This is a genomic window from Psychromarinibacter sediminicola (genome assembly GCF_029168335.1).
GTDB lineage: Bacteria > Pseudomonadota > Alphaproteobacteria > Rhodobacterales > Rhodobacteraceae > Psychromarinibacter > Psychromarinibacter sediminicola.
Genome location: NZ_JARGYC010000035.1, coordinates 1 through 16,172 on the forward strand (window position 1 = coordinate 1; position 16,172 = coordinate 16,172).

A 16,172-nucleotide genomic window follows, 5' to 3' on the forward strand; every position below is an offset into this window, starting at 1 on the left:
CTGCCCCCAGTATCTGCCCCAGGGTCAGTGAATCAGTCCCTCGGCCGAATGGGAATCCCCAATCGATTCATGTCGGTGGGCAAACGCTCTAAGTTTATCATAGGACTTTAGTTTGGATCGAAGCTCCCGGCCAATCTGCTCGATAATACCGCCCTGAGATGTGACCCCTGCCAGATCGGTCGAAACCGAAAGAAAGTTGAAGTTCGCCTTTTCGACCTCAATATCTCCTCGGGCGATCAAATCCGCATAAAATAGAAGCGACGATTTTCCGATACCTCGTTCGCCAGAAATTAGGACGTGCTGCGGATTCTCGTTCTTTGTTTGAAAGAGTGAGTGCTCGATAGTCTCAATCTCATCGAGACGACCGGTGAACATGCCAGGAAAGGCAATGCCGTTCGGCACAAACGGGTTATACCTCATAACATCATTCTTACACGCACCGGAAACGTAGAAAAGCCCCGGCGTTCCCGCCGGGGCTTAAAACGCGTCAAGACGGAAAGGCGCCGCTCAGTCGGCCGCTTCTTCCTTCTTGCCTTCCTTGATCTCTTCGCCGGTCTCCTGGTCGACCATTTTCATCGCCAGGCGGACCTTGCCGCGGTCGTCGAAGCCCAGAAGCTTGACCCAGACCTCCTGGCCTTCCTTCAGAACGTCGGACGGATGGTTCAGGCGGCGGTTCTCGATCTGCGACACATGCACCAGGCCGTCGCGCTTGCCGAAGAAGTTCACGAAGGCGCCGAAGTCGACGATCTTCACGACCTTGCCCTTGTAGATCTTGCCCTCTTCCGGCTCGGCCACGATCGAGTAGATCATGTCATAGGCCTTCTGGATGGCTTCGCCGTTGGGCGAGGCGATCTTGATGACGCCGTCGTCGTTGATGTCGACCTTGGCGCCCGAGGTTTCCACGATCTCGCGGATCACCTTGCCGCCGGAGCCGATCACTTCGCGGATCTTGTCCTGCGGGACGGTCATCGTCTCGATCCGCGGGGCGTGTTCCGAGAAGCCGCCGGCCTCGGACAGGGTCTTGTTCATCTCGCTCAGGATGTGCATCCGGCCGTCCTTGGCCTGGGCCAGGGCCTGCTTCATGATCTCCGGCGTGATGCCGGCGACCTTGATGTCCATCTGCAGCGAGGTGATGCCCTTCTCGGTGCCCGCGACCTTGAAGTCCATGTCGCCGAGGTGGTCCTCGTCGCCCAGGATGTCGGTCAGCACCGCGTACTGGCCGTCCTCTTCCAGGATCAGGCCCATCGCGACGCCGGCGACCGGCGCCTTCAACGGCACGCCCGCGTCCATCATCGACAGCGACGAGCCGCAGACCGTGGCCATCGAGGACGAGCCGTTCGACTCGGTGATCTCGGAGACCAGGCGGATGGTGTAGGGGAACTCCGTCGCCGGCGGCAGCACCGCCTGCAGCGCGCGCCAGGCAAGCTTGCCGTGGCCGATCTCGCGCCGTCCCGGAGGCCCGACGCGGCCCGCTTCGCCGACCGAGTAGGGCGGGAAGTTGTAGTGCAGCAGGAAGTTCGAGCGGAAGTTGCCGTGCAGCGCGTCGATGATCTGCTCGTCCTCGCCGGTGCCCAGCGTGGTGACGACCAGCGCCTGCGTCTCGCCCCGGGTGAACAGCGACGAGCCGTGGGTGCGCGGCAGCATGCCGGTTTCGCAGACGATGGGGCGCACCGTCTCCTTGTCGCGGCCGTCGATCCGGGCGCCGCCCTGGATGATGTCGCCGCGCAGGATGCCGGATTCCAGCTTCTTGAAGGCAGAGCCGAGGTTCGGATCCTCCTGCTCTTCCTCGCTGAGCTGGCCCATGATCGCCTCGCGCGCGGCGGCGATGGCCTCGGTCCGCTCCTGCTTGTCCTTGAGGGCGAAGGCGGCGCGCATCTGCTCCTCGCCGGCGGACTTCACCTTGTCGTAGAGCGCGGCGTAATCCGGCGGCTGGAAGTCGAACGGATCCTTCGCGGACTCTTCGGCGAGCGAGACGATCAGGTCGACGACCGGCTTCAGCTGGTCGTGCGCGAAGGTGACGGCGCCGAGCATCTCCTCCTCGGACAGCTCGTAGGCTTCCGATTCCACCATCATCACGGCGTCGCGGGTGCCGGCGACGATGAGGTCGAGCCCCTGGTCCGGGTCGCCGCGCAGGTCCTGCATGTCCTCGACATCGGGGTTCAGCACGTATTCGCCGTCGGAGTAGCCGACGCGACAGCCGGCGATCGGCCCCATGAAGGGCGCACCGGAGATGGTCAGCGCGGCCGAGGCGGCGATCATCGCCACGATGTCGGGGTCGTTGACCAGGTCATGGCTGAGAACGGTGCACATCACGAGCACCTCGTTCTTGAAGCCGGGGACGAAGAGCGGCCGGATCGGCCGGTCGATCAGGCGGGCGGTCAGCGTTTCCTTCTCGGTCGGCCGCGCCTCGCGCTTGAAGAACCCGCCGGGAACCTTGCCGGCGGCGTAGTATTTTTCCTGGTAGTGGACGGTCAGCGGGAAGAAATCCTGACCTTCCTTGGCCTTCTTGGCGAAGGTGACGTTGGCCATGACCGAGGTCTCGCCCAAAGTGGCGATCACCGAGCCGTCGGCCTGGCGGGCAACCTTGCCCGTTTCCAGTGTGAGCGTGTCTTCGCCCCACTGCATGCTTTTCTTCGTGATATTGAACATTGCGTATCCTCTGGGGAGCGCTCCCGGGCGTATCCCGGGTCTCCCGATTGACTGGCGGCCGCATTGCCGCCGCCCCCTGTCATCCTGTTCGCGTGCCGGGGGCTGGTGCACATCGTCTCAGATTTGCGGCCCATACAGGTTTTTGGCCCGGTTGGAAAGGCGGATTCCGGCGCCGCGCCGGCCGGCCGGGGCGCGGCTTGATGCGGATCATGGCGGGCGCGGGGCGACAGGCGCAGGATGCGCCTGACGGAGGGGCGGACGATGGCTGCGACGAACAAGGCGGACCTGCTGGCGCTGACGGAGAAGGAATACGCGAAGCTCGCGGCGGGTCTGGCGGATGTGACGGAGGCCGAGGCGGGCGCGAAGGATGCCGAGGACACGTCGATCAAGGACGTGGTCGGGCATCGCGCGCACTGGATCGACCTGTTCCTGGGCTGGTACCGGGACGGGCAGGCGGGCCGGGAGGTCGCCTTTCCGGCGCCGGGCTACAAATGGAACGAGCTGAAGCGCTACAACGCCGATCTTCGGGCGCGGCAGGCCGGGATATCCTGGGCCGAGGCGACGGAGATGCTCGCCGATCGCGAGGCCCGGCTGGTCGCGCTGATCGAGGCGCTGGACGACGCGGCGCTCTACGGCGGGCCGATGAAGGGGGCGCAGAACGCCTGGACCGCGGGCCGCTGGGCCGAGGCGGCGGGGCCGAGCCATTTCCGCTCGGCGGCGAAATACCTGCGGGGGCGGCTGCGGCAGCTGCGGTGACGGCCCGGGCTTGTCCGGTGTTCGGCTTTACCCGGTGTTTACCGTGTCGCGGCCAGAGTGCCGGTATGGAGTCGCCCGTTCATACCCGCCCGGAGGCGTGGATCGCGCATGTGTTCTCGGCCAAGGCCGCCATGCGCGGCGGGGTCATCCGCCGGTCGGTGGCCTGGGTGCGCAACGAGATCGGCGAGGACCGGTTCGTCGACGAGGTGCGGCTGCGCGGGTTCCACCTGCTGGAATGCGGCGGGCAGTTCGTGGTGGTCTGCAATCGCGCGCCGATTCGGCGGCTGGTATGAGCGCGGGGCGGCTGCGAATTTTCGACGAAAATTCGGGGTCCGCCCCGCGGCAAACGAAAAACGCCCGCGCGATCGGCGGGCGTTCCTGCAGGGCGCTCTGCGCCGGTTCAGCGGCGGATGCCCAGCCGCTTGATCAGGTCGAGATAGCGCTGCTCGTCCTTGCCCTTCACGTAGTCCAGCAGCTTGCGGCGCTGAGCCACCAGCTTCAGAAGGCCACGGCGCGAGTGGTTGTCCTTCTTGTGGGTCTTGAAGTGCTCGGTCAGCGACGCGATGCGCGTGGTCAGAATGGCCACCTGGACCTCCGGCGAACCGGTGTCGCCGTCCTTGGTGGCGAAATCCTTCATCAGGCGCTGTTTCTCTTCAGCCGTAATCGACATCGGGGTCTCCTTTCCCGTTTCATGGCGCAAGCCGGGATGTCGTCCAGCAGGGCCCGTGGAGAGACATGCCCCGGACCGTCCGGGACAGAGCGCGGCGTATAGGCGATTGCGGCGATGTTGAAAACCCCGAATCGCCGCCTCGCCGCGCGCCCGCCCGGGCGTTTCCCGTGTCGGGCCAGTGGGCCGGAATCGGCCGCATTGTCGCGGCCTCCGGCGCCGCCGGTCCCCGGCCGCGCCGCGCGCTTTGGCGACGGGCGTCGTCCGTTTACCCTTTCGCCTTCCGAGACACCGCCATTCTGGAGTTCGCCGCGATGCTTGGCCTTGCCGCCCTGTTGGGCTTGATGGCACTGGGAATGTCCTTCCTCCTGCTGACCCGCCACACCGGCGCGCAGCTGGTCGGCGTGGGCGACGGGCCCGCGGCGGCCGGGGACACCGGCGCGGCCGACGAGACCCGGATCGAGCCGGGACTGGAGGAGCGGGTCGCCGCGATCATGCGGGCGCTGGGCGGCGACGGGACCGGTGAAGACGGGACCGGCGTAGGCAGCGCGGCCGAAGGCGGCGCGGGCGATGGCGGGGTCGTCGAGACCGGCGCGAAGGCGGCGGAGCTGCCGGTCATCGAATCCTTCGACGCCAGCCGCGACGTGATCGTCGTGGAGCTGCCCGAGGGCCTGTCCCTGTCGCCCGAGATCGCGGTGCGCCAGGACGGCGACAGCAGCATCGTCTCGATCGACGGCATCGACCTCGCGCGGATCCGCGGCGCCGGACCGGATGCGGAAGAGGCGCTGCGGCTGGTCATCGACTAGACCGCGCCGTCCGTACGACATGCGCACGACTCGGGGGGCCTCACGGGGGCCATCGGGTTCCCCTCCACGCCTCCCGAACAACTTCGGCCGCAATCCGGCCCCCCTGACGGCGGCGCGTCTTGCCGTACGTCCCTCTTCGGCAGGCCGTTTACTTTGAATTGTAAGGGCTTTGCTCAGCTTCCGTTCAGCTCCCTCTGCTAGAAGGACGGAGGGGCGTATCTGGAGGTGGGACAATGCTTGCGGCATTGCTGTTGTTGGGTGTGTTGCCGTTCGCGGCCATGCCGTTGATGGAGACGCGCGGCGCGGCGGACGATGACGATACCGGGCCGCCGCCCCCGGACCCCGAGCCGGAATCTGCCGAGGACTGGGGCCCGCTTCTGGACGAGGCGGCCCCCGCGGCGGAGGCCGAGGGCGCGCGCTACGTCCTCGATGCCGGGCCGGGCGACGCGGTCCTGCCGGCCTTCGAGCCGGGCGTCGACAGTGTCGAGATCGACCTGACCGGGCAGGCGGGCGATCTGTATTTCGACACCGCCGAGGACGCGGAAGGGGCGACGCTGTCGTTCTCGCTGGGCGAGGATGTGCTGACGCTCCGCTTCCCGGGCCTGAGCGCGGTGCCGGCGGGCGACGTGACGCTGGCGCTCGACGACGAGGCCACCGGCGAGCGCTATGCCATCAGCCTCCGCGACGCCGCGCTGTTCCTGGGCGAGGCCGAAGCGGCGGAGGCGGGTATGCCGACCGGGGGCGTGCTCGACCCGACCGACCCGGAAGAGCCGGACGGGCCGGGGCCGGAGACCGAGGGCGACGTGCTCGACCCGTCCGATCCGGAGGCGCCGGGCGACCCCGGCCCCGAGGTCACCGGCGAGGTGCTCGACCCGACCGACCCGGACGCGCCCGACGTGCCGGACGGCACCGCGGGGCTGGCGGAGCTGATGGCGCGCGACAGCGGCAACCTGTTCGGCCTCGGCGCCGCGCTGGACGCCGCGGATGCGGCGGGCCTGGCCGAGACGCGGCTGGGCGATGGCGACGATACGCTGACGCTGCCGGAGGACGGGTCGGGCGAGGCCGGGCGGCTGGACCTGTCCGAGGGCACGCCGGTTCTGTCCTCGCAGGGCACGATCGCCGTCGTCGACGCCGGCGACGGCGCCGACTCGGTGACGGCCGGGGACGCCGCGGCCTATCTGTTCGGCGGCGCGGGCGATGATGCGCTGCACAGCGGCGAAGGCGCCGCGGCGCTCTATGGCGGGGACGGCCGCGACGTGCTGGACGGACAGGCCAGCGCGGCCGGCGTCTATCTGGACGGCGGCGCGGGCGATGACACGGTGACCGGCGGCGCCGGGGCCGATGTGCTGGAGGGCGGCGAGCCTGTGCCCGGGATGGCGGGCAACGATGTCATGGCCGGCGGCGCGGGCGACGACCTGATCCGCGGCGGGCTTGGGGCCGATCAGCTGGAGGGCGGGGACGGCGACGACGTGATCGACCATCTGGGGCTGGCCGAGGAACGCGAGGTCGAGGAGCACCGCGAATTCGCCTGGCACGTGGATGGCGGCGAGGTCGACAGCCTGTCGGGCGGCGCCGGCGACGACACGCTGATCCTGGGCGATGCGGACATCGCCGAAGGTGGCGCGGGCGACGACCTGTTCTGGGTCTACACCACCGGCGCGGACCCGGTGGAGGTGACCGATTTCGCCCTCGGCGAGGATTTCCTGCGCGTCTCGCTCGATCCGCAGATCGGCGAGAACGGGGACCCTGCCGTGACCGTGGAACCGTCGGCCGACGGCGCCGACGCGCTGGTGACGGTCAATGGCGACCTCGTGGCGATCCTGCGCGGGGCGCCGGGCGCCACCGCCTCGGACGTCTATGCCGAGGTGGCGCCGGACATCTTCCCCGCCGGGCCGGGCACCTGACCGGAGCGCGGCGGCGTCACGTCCAGGGCACCGGCTGCACGGCATAGCCGATATAGAGCGGGTGCTTCGGGTGGCCGTGCTTGGTCAGCCCGAGGTGGAACAGCGGCAGGCCGGTGGCGCGCAGCAGCCGCTCCACCTCCGGCCCGCGGTCGAGATGCGCGCCGTGGCTGCCCCAGGCACAGACGATGCGGTCGGCCCAGGGGGCGCTGTCGACGATGGCGGCGTCGTTCTCGGGGCCGACCGGGTCGTCGGCGGCGCGCATCACCTTGGGGTCGGTGGCGCGGTAGGCGAAGATGTTCGTCACCCGGAACGCGCCGAAGCCCAGCGTCCGCGCCCGGCGTTCGCAGCGTTCGACGGTCGGGTCGTTCTGCACCTCGGTGGCGGTCGAGGGGTTCAGCATGACGAAGAGCGCGCGGCGCCCCTCGGGCTCCCAGATGCGGGTCAACTGGTAGCGATAGCGCTCGCAGTCGGAATAGACGGCGGTGGAGGCCGCGTCGCCCTTCTGGTGGGTCCGGGTGATCATGGCGCCCTCCTTGCCGCGCCCGCGTGCGGGGGGCAACCCCGGCCTCAGCGGTCCCAGAACGGGAAGTCCGTGCCGGTGAACCCCGTCGTCTCGACGCATTGCGCGAGCGCGGTGCCGGGCCGGGTGAAGCAGGCCGAGAGCCCCAGGCTGACATCGTAGCGCGGCGGCACGTTCAGCGCGCCGTCGAACGTGTCGGGCCAGCGCCCCGCGTGGCGCAGGTCGGCGCCGCCGGGCCCCGGCACCGCCTGCTCCGGCGCACCGAGGGGGAAGCGGGTTTCCGCGCCGCCGGGCCAGCGGACCACGACGGTCTGGGTGACCGTGCGCGCATCCGCCGTGACGCGGCCGGTCAGCTCCACCGCGCAGTCCGCATCGGCCACCACGGCGCCGTCCTCCAGCCCAGCGCAATGGGCGGTGAAGCGGTCGGTGACCGGCGTCAGCACCGTGTCGCCGGGAATCCAGCCGTCGCCGCTGTCCCGGGCGGCGCGTGCCATATCGCCCAGCCGCGTCCAGGGCGGGAACAGCATCCAGTTGCCGGCCTCGCCGGGCCGCAGCGTGTCGCCCTCGGTCCAGTAGGTCTGGCGCAGCGGCATGCGCCCGCCGATCCGGGCGGGGGTGAACACCTCGTAATGCATCGACAGCGCGTCGCCGTCGTTCAGGATGATCTTGCGGCTGTCCGGGAAATACATGCCGAAGCAGTCGGGCAGCACGAAGCTGACCTGCCTGTCGCCCGACACGAACCACCCGTCCTCTGCCCGCCGCTCCATCGCGTCGCCCCAGTAGTCGGCGTTGGGGATGCCGTAGCTGTAAAGATTGAACAGTCCGCCCGCCTGATCCCGGATCTCCGCCGGCGCCTCGTCGGAGTAGCGGTAGCGGGAGCCGAGGGCGAAGAACGACCCGGCGGTCAGGTTCTTGCAGGCGTATTCGTAGGCCACCGGCCCGGGGTCGCGCACCGCCGGGGTGCCAGCCAGCTGAATGCGCCAGCTTGCCGCCTGGGCGACCGTCTCGACCCGGGTCAGCGCCCTCGGCGGGGTGCCGAGGATGGTGCGGAACAGGTTGGGATAGATCATGTAGCGCTCGGCCCGGTCGGCGATGGCGTTGAGGGCCTCCAGCGGGTCGATCCCGCCCGGCAGGCCGAACCCGAGCGTGCCGTTGGTGTGCAAAAGCCGGTCGGGCTCGTGAAACCCGGTGGCGGCGAGGTGAGAGAAATAGCCGCCCGCCATGAACACCATCGCGCAGGGCCCCTCGCAGGTGGCGCCCGAGGCGATGGCGGTGCCGATCATCGTGTAGGGATAGGGCAGGTCGGGATAGCGGTAGGCCAGCGCGTCGCCCATCCGCAGCGCCTCGGCCCAGTCGCCGCCGGCGCTATCGAGGCAGACGCGGATCTCGCCCTTGTTGAAATACTGCTCGGGCGGCAGGTCGGGCTCCATGTCGTAGCCGGCCAGCACCGCGTCGAGCGCGTCGATCATCCGCGCGGCGTCGCCCGGCGCGATGGCGCCCGTCACGGTGACGCGGCAGTTCAGCGACGTGTCGCCGCCCTCGGTGATGGTCGCGGACTGCGCAGGGGCGGCCATCGCCAGCGCCAGAAGGATCGGGGCCAGACGTCGCATGAAACTCTCCCGTAAGACGAACACGGGGGCATTCTGCGCGGGGAGCGGCCCGTCAGGCCAGCGGAAATATGCGCCCGGTCACTGGTTGAACACCCGGCTGGGGTGCAGTTCCCCGGCGCGGTAGGTGCCCACGGCGACGGCGCGGCCCTCGTAGCTGGCCCAGGCCTCGTCGCCGTACTCGGCCTCGGAGGTCAGGACCATGCCCGGGTTGCCGTTGCGCAGTTTCGCGGCGCCCTCGGGGGTGGCGCGCAGTTCCGGCAGGTCGGCCAAGCCGTCTTCCAAGGGGCGCAGGTAGGCGTCGAGCTCGGGCGACTTCGCCAGCTCCTCGATCTGCGCCAGCGACACGCCGTCCTCCGCCTCGAACGGGCCGGACCAGACGCGGCGCAGGTCGGTGACGTGGCCGTGACAGCCCAACGCCTGCCCGAGGTCGCGGGCGATGGCGCGGACATAGCCGCCCTTGCCGCAGACCATCTCCACAACGGCATGGTCCGCATCGGGGCGCTCGACCATCTCCAGCTCCTCGACGAAGAGCGGGCGGGCGGCGAGCTCCATCTCCTCGCCGTCGCGGGCGCGTTTGTAGGCGCGTTCGCCGTCGATCTTCACCGCCGAGAACTGCGGCGGCACCTGCATGATGTCGCCGGTGAATTGCGGCAGCGCGGCGCGGATCTCGTCGTCCGAGGGCCGCGCGTCGGATTCCGCGATCACCTCGCCCTCGGCATCGTCGGTGTTGGTCGCCTGGCCGAAGCGGACGGTGAAGCGATAGGCCTTCATCGCGTCGGTGATGTAGGGCACGGTCTTGGTCGCCTCGCCCAGCGCCACGGCCAGCACGCCCGTCGCGTCGGGGTCCAGCGTGCCGGCATGGCCCGCCTTCTTCGCGTCGAAGGCCCAGCGCACCTTGTTGACCACGGCGGTGGAAGTCGGGCCGGCGGGCTTGTCGACCACCAGCCAGCCGGAAATGTCGCGCCCCTTGCGTCTGCGTCCCATCACGTTCTCCGAGAAACCAGGCGCGGGGGGTAGCCCCGGCGCGCCGTGGCTGTCAACCGTCCGGCTCCACCGTGCCCAGGATCGGGCCGACGGGGAAGCCCATGTCGAACCGGTCGATCCCCGGCGCGTAGAGGCGCGAGACGTCGCCGTCGAGAAACAGCGCGTCCGGCGTTTCGGCCACGTCGCGGAAGAACCGGGCGAAGTGGTGGAAGTTCACCGGCTCGTCGGAAATCGCGAGGATCACCTCGCGCCCGCCCGCGCGCACGCCCACGCCGTTGCGGATGTAGAGGCTGTCGCTGTCCTTCAGGAATTTCGGATGCAGCGCGCCGTCGATCAGCAGCATCGGCCCGGACTGCGTGGCGAAGCGGCAGGGCGGCGGCGCGGCGGCGTAGGCGCGGCTCTCGATCACCTGCGCATCCCGCTCGCCGATGCAGAACACGCCGTTCGGCAGCAGCCCGAAATTGCCCGGCCCGTCCGAGGTGACGATCGGTGCGCGTTCCTCGCCGTCCTCGATATAGAGGCCGACGGGCGAGCGGTCGGTGTGGAACATGCCGCCGTTCATCGCCACGCCGATGTGCCGGCCGGTCTCGGCCAGCGCGGCGTCGAGGCGGTGGAAGCTGCCCCAGGGCTCGGCCGCGTCGTCGGCCAGCCACAGCCGCAGCTCTTCCCGCGACAGGTCGATGCGGCACCAGGTGAAGGACGCGCCGTCATAGCCGGTGGTGTCGCAATGCGCCGCCGCGGCCGGGACCGGGGCCGCCAGCATCGCGAGCAGGAGGAGGACCAGCCACCGCATCCGGCGGCCTACTCGTCCAGGTCGCGGCGCACGTCGTCCCGGTTCAGCAGGCGGCGCGTCTCGTCCATCCGGTCGAAGCTCTCGTCGATGACGAAGCGCAGCTCGGGCGAGAATTTCAGGGTCAGCCCCTTGTTCATCGCGCGGCGCAACTCGCCCTTGTTGCGCTTCAGCGCGTCGATGGCCTCGTCCCGGTGGCCGCCGCCCAGCGGCAGGACATAGGCCGTGGCGACCTTGAGATCGGGCGAGGTGCGCACCTCGCTCACGGTGATCGACATGGCATTGAGCTCGGGGTCGTGGATGTCGCCCCGGTTCAGCACGTCCGACAGCGTCCGGCGGATCAATTCGCCGACGCGCAGCTGGCGTTGGGAGGGGCCGGCGCCCCGGTCTGTCGCATGTCTGGCCATGGCGCCCATCTAGGCGCGAACGCGGCGCGGCGCAACAGCAGGCTTTGCCAACGGCGCGCGCGGGCGGTATGGCGGGACGGACGCACAGCAAAGGGGCAGCGACATGACCGAGACGCCGGGGATCGTGGTGACGGGGGCATCGGGCCGGATGGGGCAGATGCTGGCCCGCACGGTGATGGAATCGGAGCGCGCCCATCTGGTCGGCGCGGTGGAGCGCGAAGGCCACGACTGGATCGGCCGCGACCTGGGCGAGGCGATGGGCGGCACCGCCTGCGGCATCACCGTGACCGACGATCCGCTGGAGGCCTTCGCCAAGGCCCAGGGCATCCTGGACTTCTCGGCGCCCGAGGCCAGCGCGGAGTTCGCCGGGATCGCCGCGCAGGCGCGGGCGGTGCATGTGATCGGCACCACGGGGCTCGGGCCGGACCACCTGGACCGGATCGCCGCCGCCGCGCGTCACGCGGTGATCGTGCAGGCGGGGAACATGTCGCTGGGCCTGAACCTCTTGACGAAGGTCACGCAGATGGTAGCGGCCGCCCTGGACGACGAATACGACATCGAGATCGTCGAGGCGCATCACAACCGCAAGGTCGACGCGCCCTCGGGCACCGCGCTGATGCTCGGCGAGGCCGCGGCGGCCGGGCGGGGCGTGCAGCTGGACGACGTGGCCGATCGCGGGCGCGACGGGATGACCGGCCCGCGCCGGCGCGGCGACATCGGCTTCGCGGCTCTCCGCGGCGGCGACATCGTGGGCGAGCACGACGTGATCTTCGCCGGGGCGGGCGAGCGGCTGATGCTGCGGCATGTGGCCAGCGACCGCGGCCTGTTCGCCCGGGGGGCGCTGAAGGCCGTGCTCTGGGGGCAGGACAAGAAACCCGGCGCCTATGACATGCACGACGTGCTGGGCCTGGGGTGACCGTTCTCGGGGGCCGGTCCGCCCTGCTCCGGCTCCCGGGCCCGTGTTCCCCTGCAGCCGCCCGCCGCCCCGGGGAAGGCGGCAGCCGGGCCGGACGCGCCGCGCGCTAGTTCGTCGCCTCCAGGCCCACGGGCTGGCCCACCACGGTGAAGTGCAGATCCTCCGGCCGCATCAGCCGGGCCGCGACGCGCTTCACGTCCTCCAGCGTCACCGCCTCGACCTTGTCGTTGCGGGTCTCGATATAGTCGATCGGCAGGTCCGACAGCTGCATCCCCACCAGGATGCGCGCGATCCGGCCGTTGCCGTCGAAGCGCAGCGGGTAGGCGCCGGTGAGGTAGGTCTTGGCATCCTCCAGCTCCTCGGCGGTCACGCCGGTCTCGGCGACCTTCGCCCACTCGTCGCGGATCACGGAGATCGCCTCGGCCACCTTGTCGTTGGCCGATTGCACCTGCCCCATCAGCAGCTTGGCATAGTCCCAGTCGGCCAGGTAGGTATAGACCCCGTAGGTCAGGCCGCGCTTCTCCCGCACCTCGGTGAACAGCCGCGAGCTCAGGTCGCCGCCGCCGAGGATCTGGTTCAGCACGAAGGCCGCGAAGAAATCCGGGTCGTCGCGCCGGATGCCGGCATGGCCGAAGACCGCGACCGATTGCGGCGTGTCGAACGGCACGATGTTGACGCCCCCCTCGATGCCCAGCTCGGCCATCGGCGGATAGGACGCGCCCTCGTCCGGCAATTCGCCCAGCAGGGTGTCGAGCAGCGCGCCCAGCTCTTCGGGCGTGATGTCGCCGACGGCGGAGACATAGAGGTGATCCTTGGTCAGCACCCGGTCATGCGCGTCGAACAGGTCGTCGCGGGTCAGCGCGGCGACGCTTTCCAGCGTGCCCACCTTGTCGGAGCCGTAGGGATGGTCGCCGAAGGCCGCGCGGTCGAAGGCGTCCCAGGCGATCTCCTCGGGGTCGGTCGCGTCGGAACGGATCCGCGCCAGCGCCTGCGCGCGCACCCGCTCCATCGCCTCGGCGGGGAAGGTCGGATCGGTCAGCGCCGTCTTCAGCAGATCGACCGAGGCGTCGCGGATCTCGGTCAGGAACTTCGCCGAGACCGACAGCGTGTCGTTGCCGATGTCGAAGTCGAACTTGGCGGCCAGCGCCTCCTGCGCGGCGGCGAAGGCCTGGCTGTCCATCTCGCCCGAGCCTTCCTCGAGCATCCAGGTCATCAGGTTGATCGCCCCGCGCTTGCCCGGCGCCTCCAGCGACGCGCCGCCCTTGAAGCGGATCTCCAGCGCGGTGAACGGAATCGAGTGCTCCTCGACCAGCCAGGCGGTGATGCCGCCGGGCGAGGTGACCTCCTGGATCTCCACCGCGGCGCGGGCGGGCCAGGCGGCGGCGATGGCCAGGCAGGCGGCCAGGGCGATGCGGATCATTGGGTCACCTCTTCAACGGGCGCGTCGGGGGCGGAGGCATCCATCGCGGCGGCCTCCTCTTCCGTCTCGGCGGGGGCGCGGCCCCAGCCGGTCACGGCGCGGTCGCGGGTCAGCACGGCGCGCGCGGCGGCCATCACGTCCTCCTGCGTGACCGCCTGCAGCACGTCGGGCCAGGCCTGCACGTCCTCGACCGTCAGGCCCGAGGTCAGCCCGCGGCCGTAGCGTTCCGCCAGGTGGCGGGTGGAATCCTCGGCATAGATGCGCTGGGCGCGCAGCTGGAACTTCACCCGCTCGAACTGCTCGTCGTCGATGCCCTCCTCCAGGAACTCGGCGAGCGCGTCGTCCAGCGCCGCCTCGGCCTGTTCAAGGCCGACGCCCGGCACGGGCTGGATGCCGATGCCGAAGCTCGTGGCGTCGTAGGAGGTGGCCGAGTAATACGACCAGGCGTAAAGTGCCGTCTGATCCTCGTGCACCAGCTTGCGCGGCAGGACCGAGGTAAAGTCGTTGCCGCCCAGGATCCCCGACAGGATCACCAGCGCGGCAGCCTCCTCCTGCGCGCCGGGCTCGCGCGCCGGGGCCAGGTAGTCGCGGCTCACATAGGGCTCCGAGATGCGCGGGTCTTCGAAGGTCATCCGCCGCTCGACCAGCTGCGGCGGCTCCTGCGGCCGCTCCCGCGGGCCGAGCCCCGCGGTCGGCGCCAGCGGGCCGTAATGCTCTTCGGCCAGCGCGAACACCTCGTCGGGCGCCACGTCGCCGGCGACGATCAGGATGGCGTTGTTGGGCGCATAGTACGTGCGGTAGAACGCCATCGCGTCGTCGAGGTCCAGCGCCTCCATCTCGTGGCGCCAGCCGATCACCGGGATGCCGTAGGGGTGGTTCATGTAGAGCGCGGCCATCTTCTGCTCGCCGAACAGGCGGTAGGGGTTGGAGTCCACCCGTTGGCTGCGCTCTTCCAGGATCACCTCGCGCTCGGTGGCGATGTCGACATCGTCGATCTGCAGATCGCGCATCCGGTCGGCCTCCATCTCCATCATCAGCTCCAGCCGGTCGGCGGCGACGCGCTGCCAGTAGCCGGTGTAGTCCCAGTGGGTAAAGGCGTTGTCCGAGCCGCCGTGGCGCGCGACCGTGGCCGACAGCTCGCCTTCCTCCAGGTCGTCGGTCCCCTTGAACAGCAGATGCTCCAGGTAATGGGCGATGCCCGACTTGCCCGGCGGCTCGTCGGCGGCGCCGGCCTTGTACCAGACCTGGTGGACGACGACGGGGGCGCGGTGATCTTCCAGCACCACGACCTCCAGACCGTTGTCGAGCGTGCGGGTCGTGACCTCCGTGGCCAGCGCCGGCAGGGCGGGCGCCAGGGCGATCAGAACAGCGAAAAGGCGGCGCATGCGGCGGATCCTCTGAACGGGCGATGTCGCGGCCAAGGTACAGCCTGCGCCCGCGTAAACAAGCCGGGCAACGCAGATGTGAGAGGCACTTGAGTCCCGATGCGCCGCACGCCCGCTCCCCCCGCGGTCGGTGCACGCCACGTCCTGCCCTCGCAGGCGTCCTATGCTTCTTCTGGCCCAAAATACTCCGGGGGGCCGTTCATTGTGCGCCATCGGTTCGAGCACGATGGACGGCGGGGGCTGGCCCCCCACCGCGGTCGGATCGCCAACGGCGATCCGAACCCTACTGCGGCTTCGGCGGCGCCGCCGGCGTGCGCACGCCCAGCCGGCGGAACCGCTCCAGCTCGGCATACTGGTCCAGCGACATCGGGTCGTAGGCGCGGAAATAGACGTTCACGTTGAACAGCCGCTCCAGCAGCCGGCCGTCCTTGCGGCGGCGGAAGTCCAGATCCTCGGCCGCCAGCGTCTGGCGGATATCGGGCGACACGCCATAGCGGGTGGCGGCGGTCACGATGCCGGCATCTCGGGTGGGCACCGACTGCAGCGCCTCGGGCCGGCCGCCCAGCGCGACGATGGCGTCGGCATTGGGGTTGGCGTCGGTGCGGTTGCCGCGGCCGGGCGTGGGCGGCGGCAGGGCGTTGAAATCCTCCGGCGCCTCCAGCGGACGGTTCGGCACGATGGCGAACTCGTCCGGCCCTTCGGTGGTGGAGGTGATGTTCAGCAGCTGCGGATTGTCGCTGCCGCAGGCGGCCAGCGCCAGCAGCGCCAGCGCGCACATCGCCGATTTGCCCAGACGGACCTGCATCCTTCGCCCCTCACACGTTTTCGGTCTCTTTAACCCATTGCCGCGGCGAGGTCACGGGGTCTTCTTGCGCTCGCCCGTGAACAGGATCAGCCCGGCCGCGCCGACGAAGATCGCGATGTCGGCGATGTTGAAGCTGTAGGGGTTGTCGATGCCGCAGCAGGACATGTTGAGAAAGTCCGCCACGGCGCCGTAGAGCAGCCGGTCGACCACGTTGCCCAGCGCCCCGCCGATCAGCAGCCCGCCGGAGACCCGGGCGAGCGGCCGCGGCTCGCGCCGCATCCACCAGGCGACCCAGGCGGAAATCGCCAGCGCGATGCCGATCAGCAGCCAGCGGGTCCAGCCGGCATGGCCCGAGAACAAGCCGAAATTGATCCCGTAATTCCAGGCCATGCGGAAGGTCAGGAAGGGCGGGAAGACGTCGACGTCGTGCCGGTCGACGTTCAGGACCGACAGCACGTAGAGCTTGGACAGCTGGTCGAGGACGAAGACCGCGCCGGCCACGAGGTACATGCGTTTCATCGGCGCGCGCCCTCCGCCCCGGCGGCCAAGGCGT

At 69.7% G+C, this 16,172-nt stretch carries 17 protein-coding genes; 5 read left to right on the plus strand and 12 right to left on the minus strand.

All coding sequences use genetic code 11. The features are described 5' to 3' along the window. Positions 1-24 precede the first annotated feature (24 nt). Both P1J78_RS13715 and pnp read right to left on the minus strand, forming a co-directional pair. Positions 25-420, minus strand: a complete 396-nt coding sequence (locus P1J78_RS13715; protein WP_275567941.1) for an ATP-binding protein — start codon at positions 418-420, stop codon at positions 25-27. A gap of 87 nt (positions 421-507) precedes the next feature. After that, positions 508-2,649 carry a polyribonucleotide nucleotidyltransferase gene (gene pnp, locus P1J78_RS13720; RefSeq protein ID WP_275567942.1) on the minus strand — a complete coding sequence of 714 codons (2,142 nt, stop codon included), beginning with the start codon at positions 2,647-2,649 and terminating at the stop codon, positions 508-510. A 261-nt stretch (positions 2,650-2,910) separates the two neighbouring features. Here pnp and P1J78_RS13725 point away from each other — a divergent pair, with 261 nt between their 5' ends. Further along, complete coding sequence (locus P1J78_RS13725) at positions 2,911-3,405, plus strand: ClbS/DfsB family four-helix bundle protein (protein WP_275567943.1); 495 nt, start codon at positions 2,911-2,913, stop codon at positions 3,403-3,405. A 65-nt stretch (positions 3,406-3,470) separates the two neighbouring features. Then, a complete protein-coding gene (locus P1J78_RS13730; RefSeq protein WP_275567944.1) occupies positions 3,471-3,698 on the plus strand; it encodes an N-(5'-phosphoribosyl)anthranilate isomerase in 228 nt (75 codons plus the stop codon). Positions 3,699-3,805: 107 nt separating this feature from the next. Here P1J78_RS13730 and rpsO read toward each other — a convergent pair whose 3' ends face one another. Further along, positions 3,806-4,075, minus strand: coding sequence for a 30S ribosomal protein S15 (gene rpsO / locus P1J78_RS13735; RefSeq protein ID WP_275567945.1), 270 nt, complete (start codon positions 4,073-4,075; stop codon positions 3,806-3,808). Between the two features lie 341 nt (positions 4,076-4,416). Here rpsO and P1J78_RS13740 point away from each other — a divergent pair, with 341 nt between their 5' ends. Next, on the plus strand, positions 4,417-4,878 hold the full coding sequence (locus P1J78_RS13740) for a hypothetical protein (RefSeq protein ID WP_275567946.1): 462 nt from the start codon (positions 4,417-4,419) through the stop codon (positions 4,876-4,878). Between the two features lie 233 nt (positions 4,879-5,111). Beyond that, positions 5,112-6,782, plus strand: coding sequence for a calcium-binding protein (locus P1J78_RS13745; RefSeq protein WP_275567947.1), 1,671 nt, complete (start codon positions 5,112-5,114; stop codon positions 6,780-6,782). Between the two features lie 16 nt (positions 6,783-6,798). On the opposite strand, the gene P1J78_RS13750 is transcribed toward P1J78_RS13745, so the two are convergent. The 5 genes from P1J78_RS13750 to rbfA all read right to left on the minus strand — a co-directional run bounded on the left by P1J78_RS13750 (position 6,799) and on the right by rbfA (position 11,093). Next, positions 6,799-7,305, minus strand: a complete 507-nt coding sequence (locus P1J78_RS13750; RefSeq protein ID WP_275567948.1) for a DUF1643 domain-containing protein — start codon at positions 7,303-7,305, stop codon at positions 6,799-6,801. A gap of 44 nt (positions 7,306-7,349) precedes the next feature. Further along, complete coding sequence (locus P1J78_RS13755; protein ID WP_275567949.1) at positions 7,350-8,912, minus strand: hypothetical protein; 1,563 nt, start codon at positions 8,910-8,912, stop codon at positions 7,350-7,352. Positions 8,913-8,990: 78 nt separating this feature from the next. Continuing rightward, positions 8,991-9,896 (minus strand): tRNA pseudouridine(55) synthase TruB, encoded by a 906-nt coding sequence (gene truB, locus P1J78_RS13760; protein WP_275567950.1) that lies wholly within the window; start codon positions 9,894-9,896, stop codon positions 8,991-8,993. Positions 9,897-9,948: 52 nt separating this feature from the next. Beyond that, positions 9,949-10,689, minus strand: a complete 741-nt coding sequence (locus P1J78_RS13765; protein ID WP_275567951.1) for a phosphodiester glycosidase family protein — start codon at positions 10,687-10,689, stop codon at positions 9,949-9,951. Positions 10,690-10,697: 8 nt separating this feature from the next. Then, on the minus strand, positions 10,698-11,093 hold the full coding sequence (rbfA, locus tag P1J78_RS13770; protein WP_275567952.1) for a 30S ribosome-binding factor RbfA: 396 nt from the start codon (positions 11,091-11,093) through the stop codon (positions 10,698-10,700). 103 nt (positions 11,094-11,196) lie between these two features. On the opposite strand from rbfA, the gene dapB reads away from it, so the two are divergent. Next, the gene (dapB, locus tag P1J78_RS13775; RefSeq protein WP_275567953.1) at positions 11,197-12,009 is read left to right on the plus strand and encodes a 4-hydroxy-tetrahydrodipicolinate reductase; all 813 of its coding nucleotides are present in this window, start codon (positions 11,197-11,199) and stop codon (positions 12,007-12,009) included. Between the two features lie 106 nt (positions 12,010-12,115). On the opposite strand, the gene P1J78_RS13780 is transcribed toward dapB, so the two are convergent. The 4 genes from P1J78_RS13780 to lspA all read right to left on the minus strand — a co-directional run bounded on the left by P1J78_RS13780 (position 12,116) and on the right by lspA (position 16,138). Continuing rightward, the gene (locus P1J78_RS13780; RefSeq protein ID WP_275567954.1) at positions 12,116-13,429 is read right to left on the minus strand and encodes a M16 family metallopeptidase; all 1,314 of its coding nucleotides are present in this window, start codon (positions 13,427-13,429) and stop codon (positions 12,116-12,118) included. After that, positions 13,426-14,814: a M16 family metallopeptidase gene (locus P1J78_RS13785; RefSeq protein ID WP_275567955.1), complete on the minus strand. Its 1,389-nt coding sequence runs from the start codon at positions 14,812-14,814 to the stop codon at positions 13,426-13,428. Before P1J78_RS13785 ends, P1J78_RS13780 begins: the two co-directional genes overlap by 4 nt. Positions 14,815-15,097: 283 nt before the next feature. Further along, positions 15,098-15,619: a DUF3035 domain-containing protein gene (locus tag P1J78_RS13790; protein ID WP_275567956.1), complete on the minus strand. Its 522-nt coding sequence runs from the start codon at positions 15,617-15,619 to the stop codon at positions 15,098-15,100. 51 nt (positions 15,620-15,670) lie between these two features. Beyond that, positions 15,671-16,138 (minus strand): signal peptidase II, encoded by a 468-nt coding sequence (gene lspA, locus P1J78_RS13795; protein WP_275567957.1) that lies wholly within the window; start codon positions 16,136-16,138, stop codon positions 15,671-15,673. Positions 16,139-16,172: the final 34 nt, after the last annotated feature.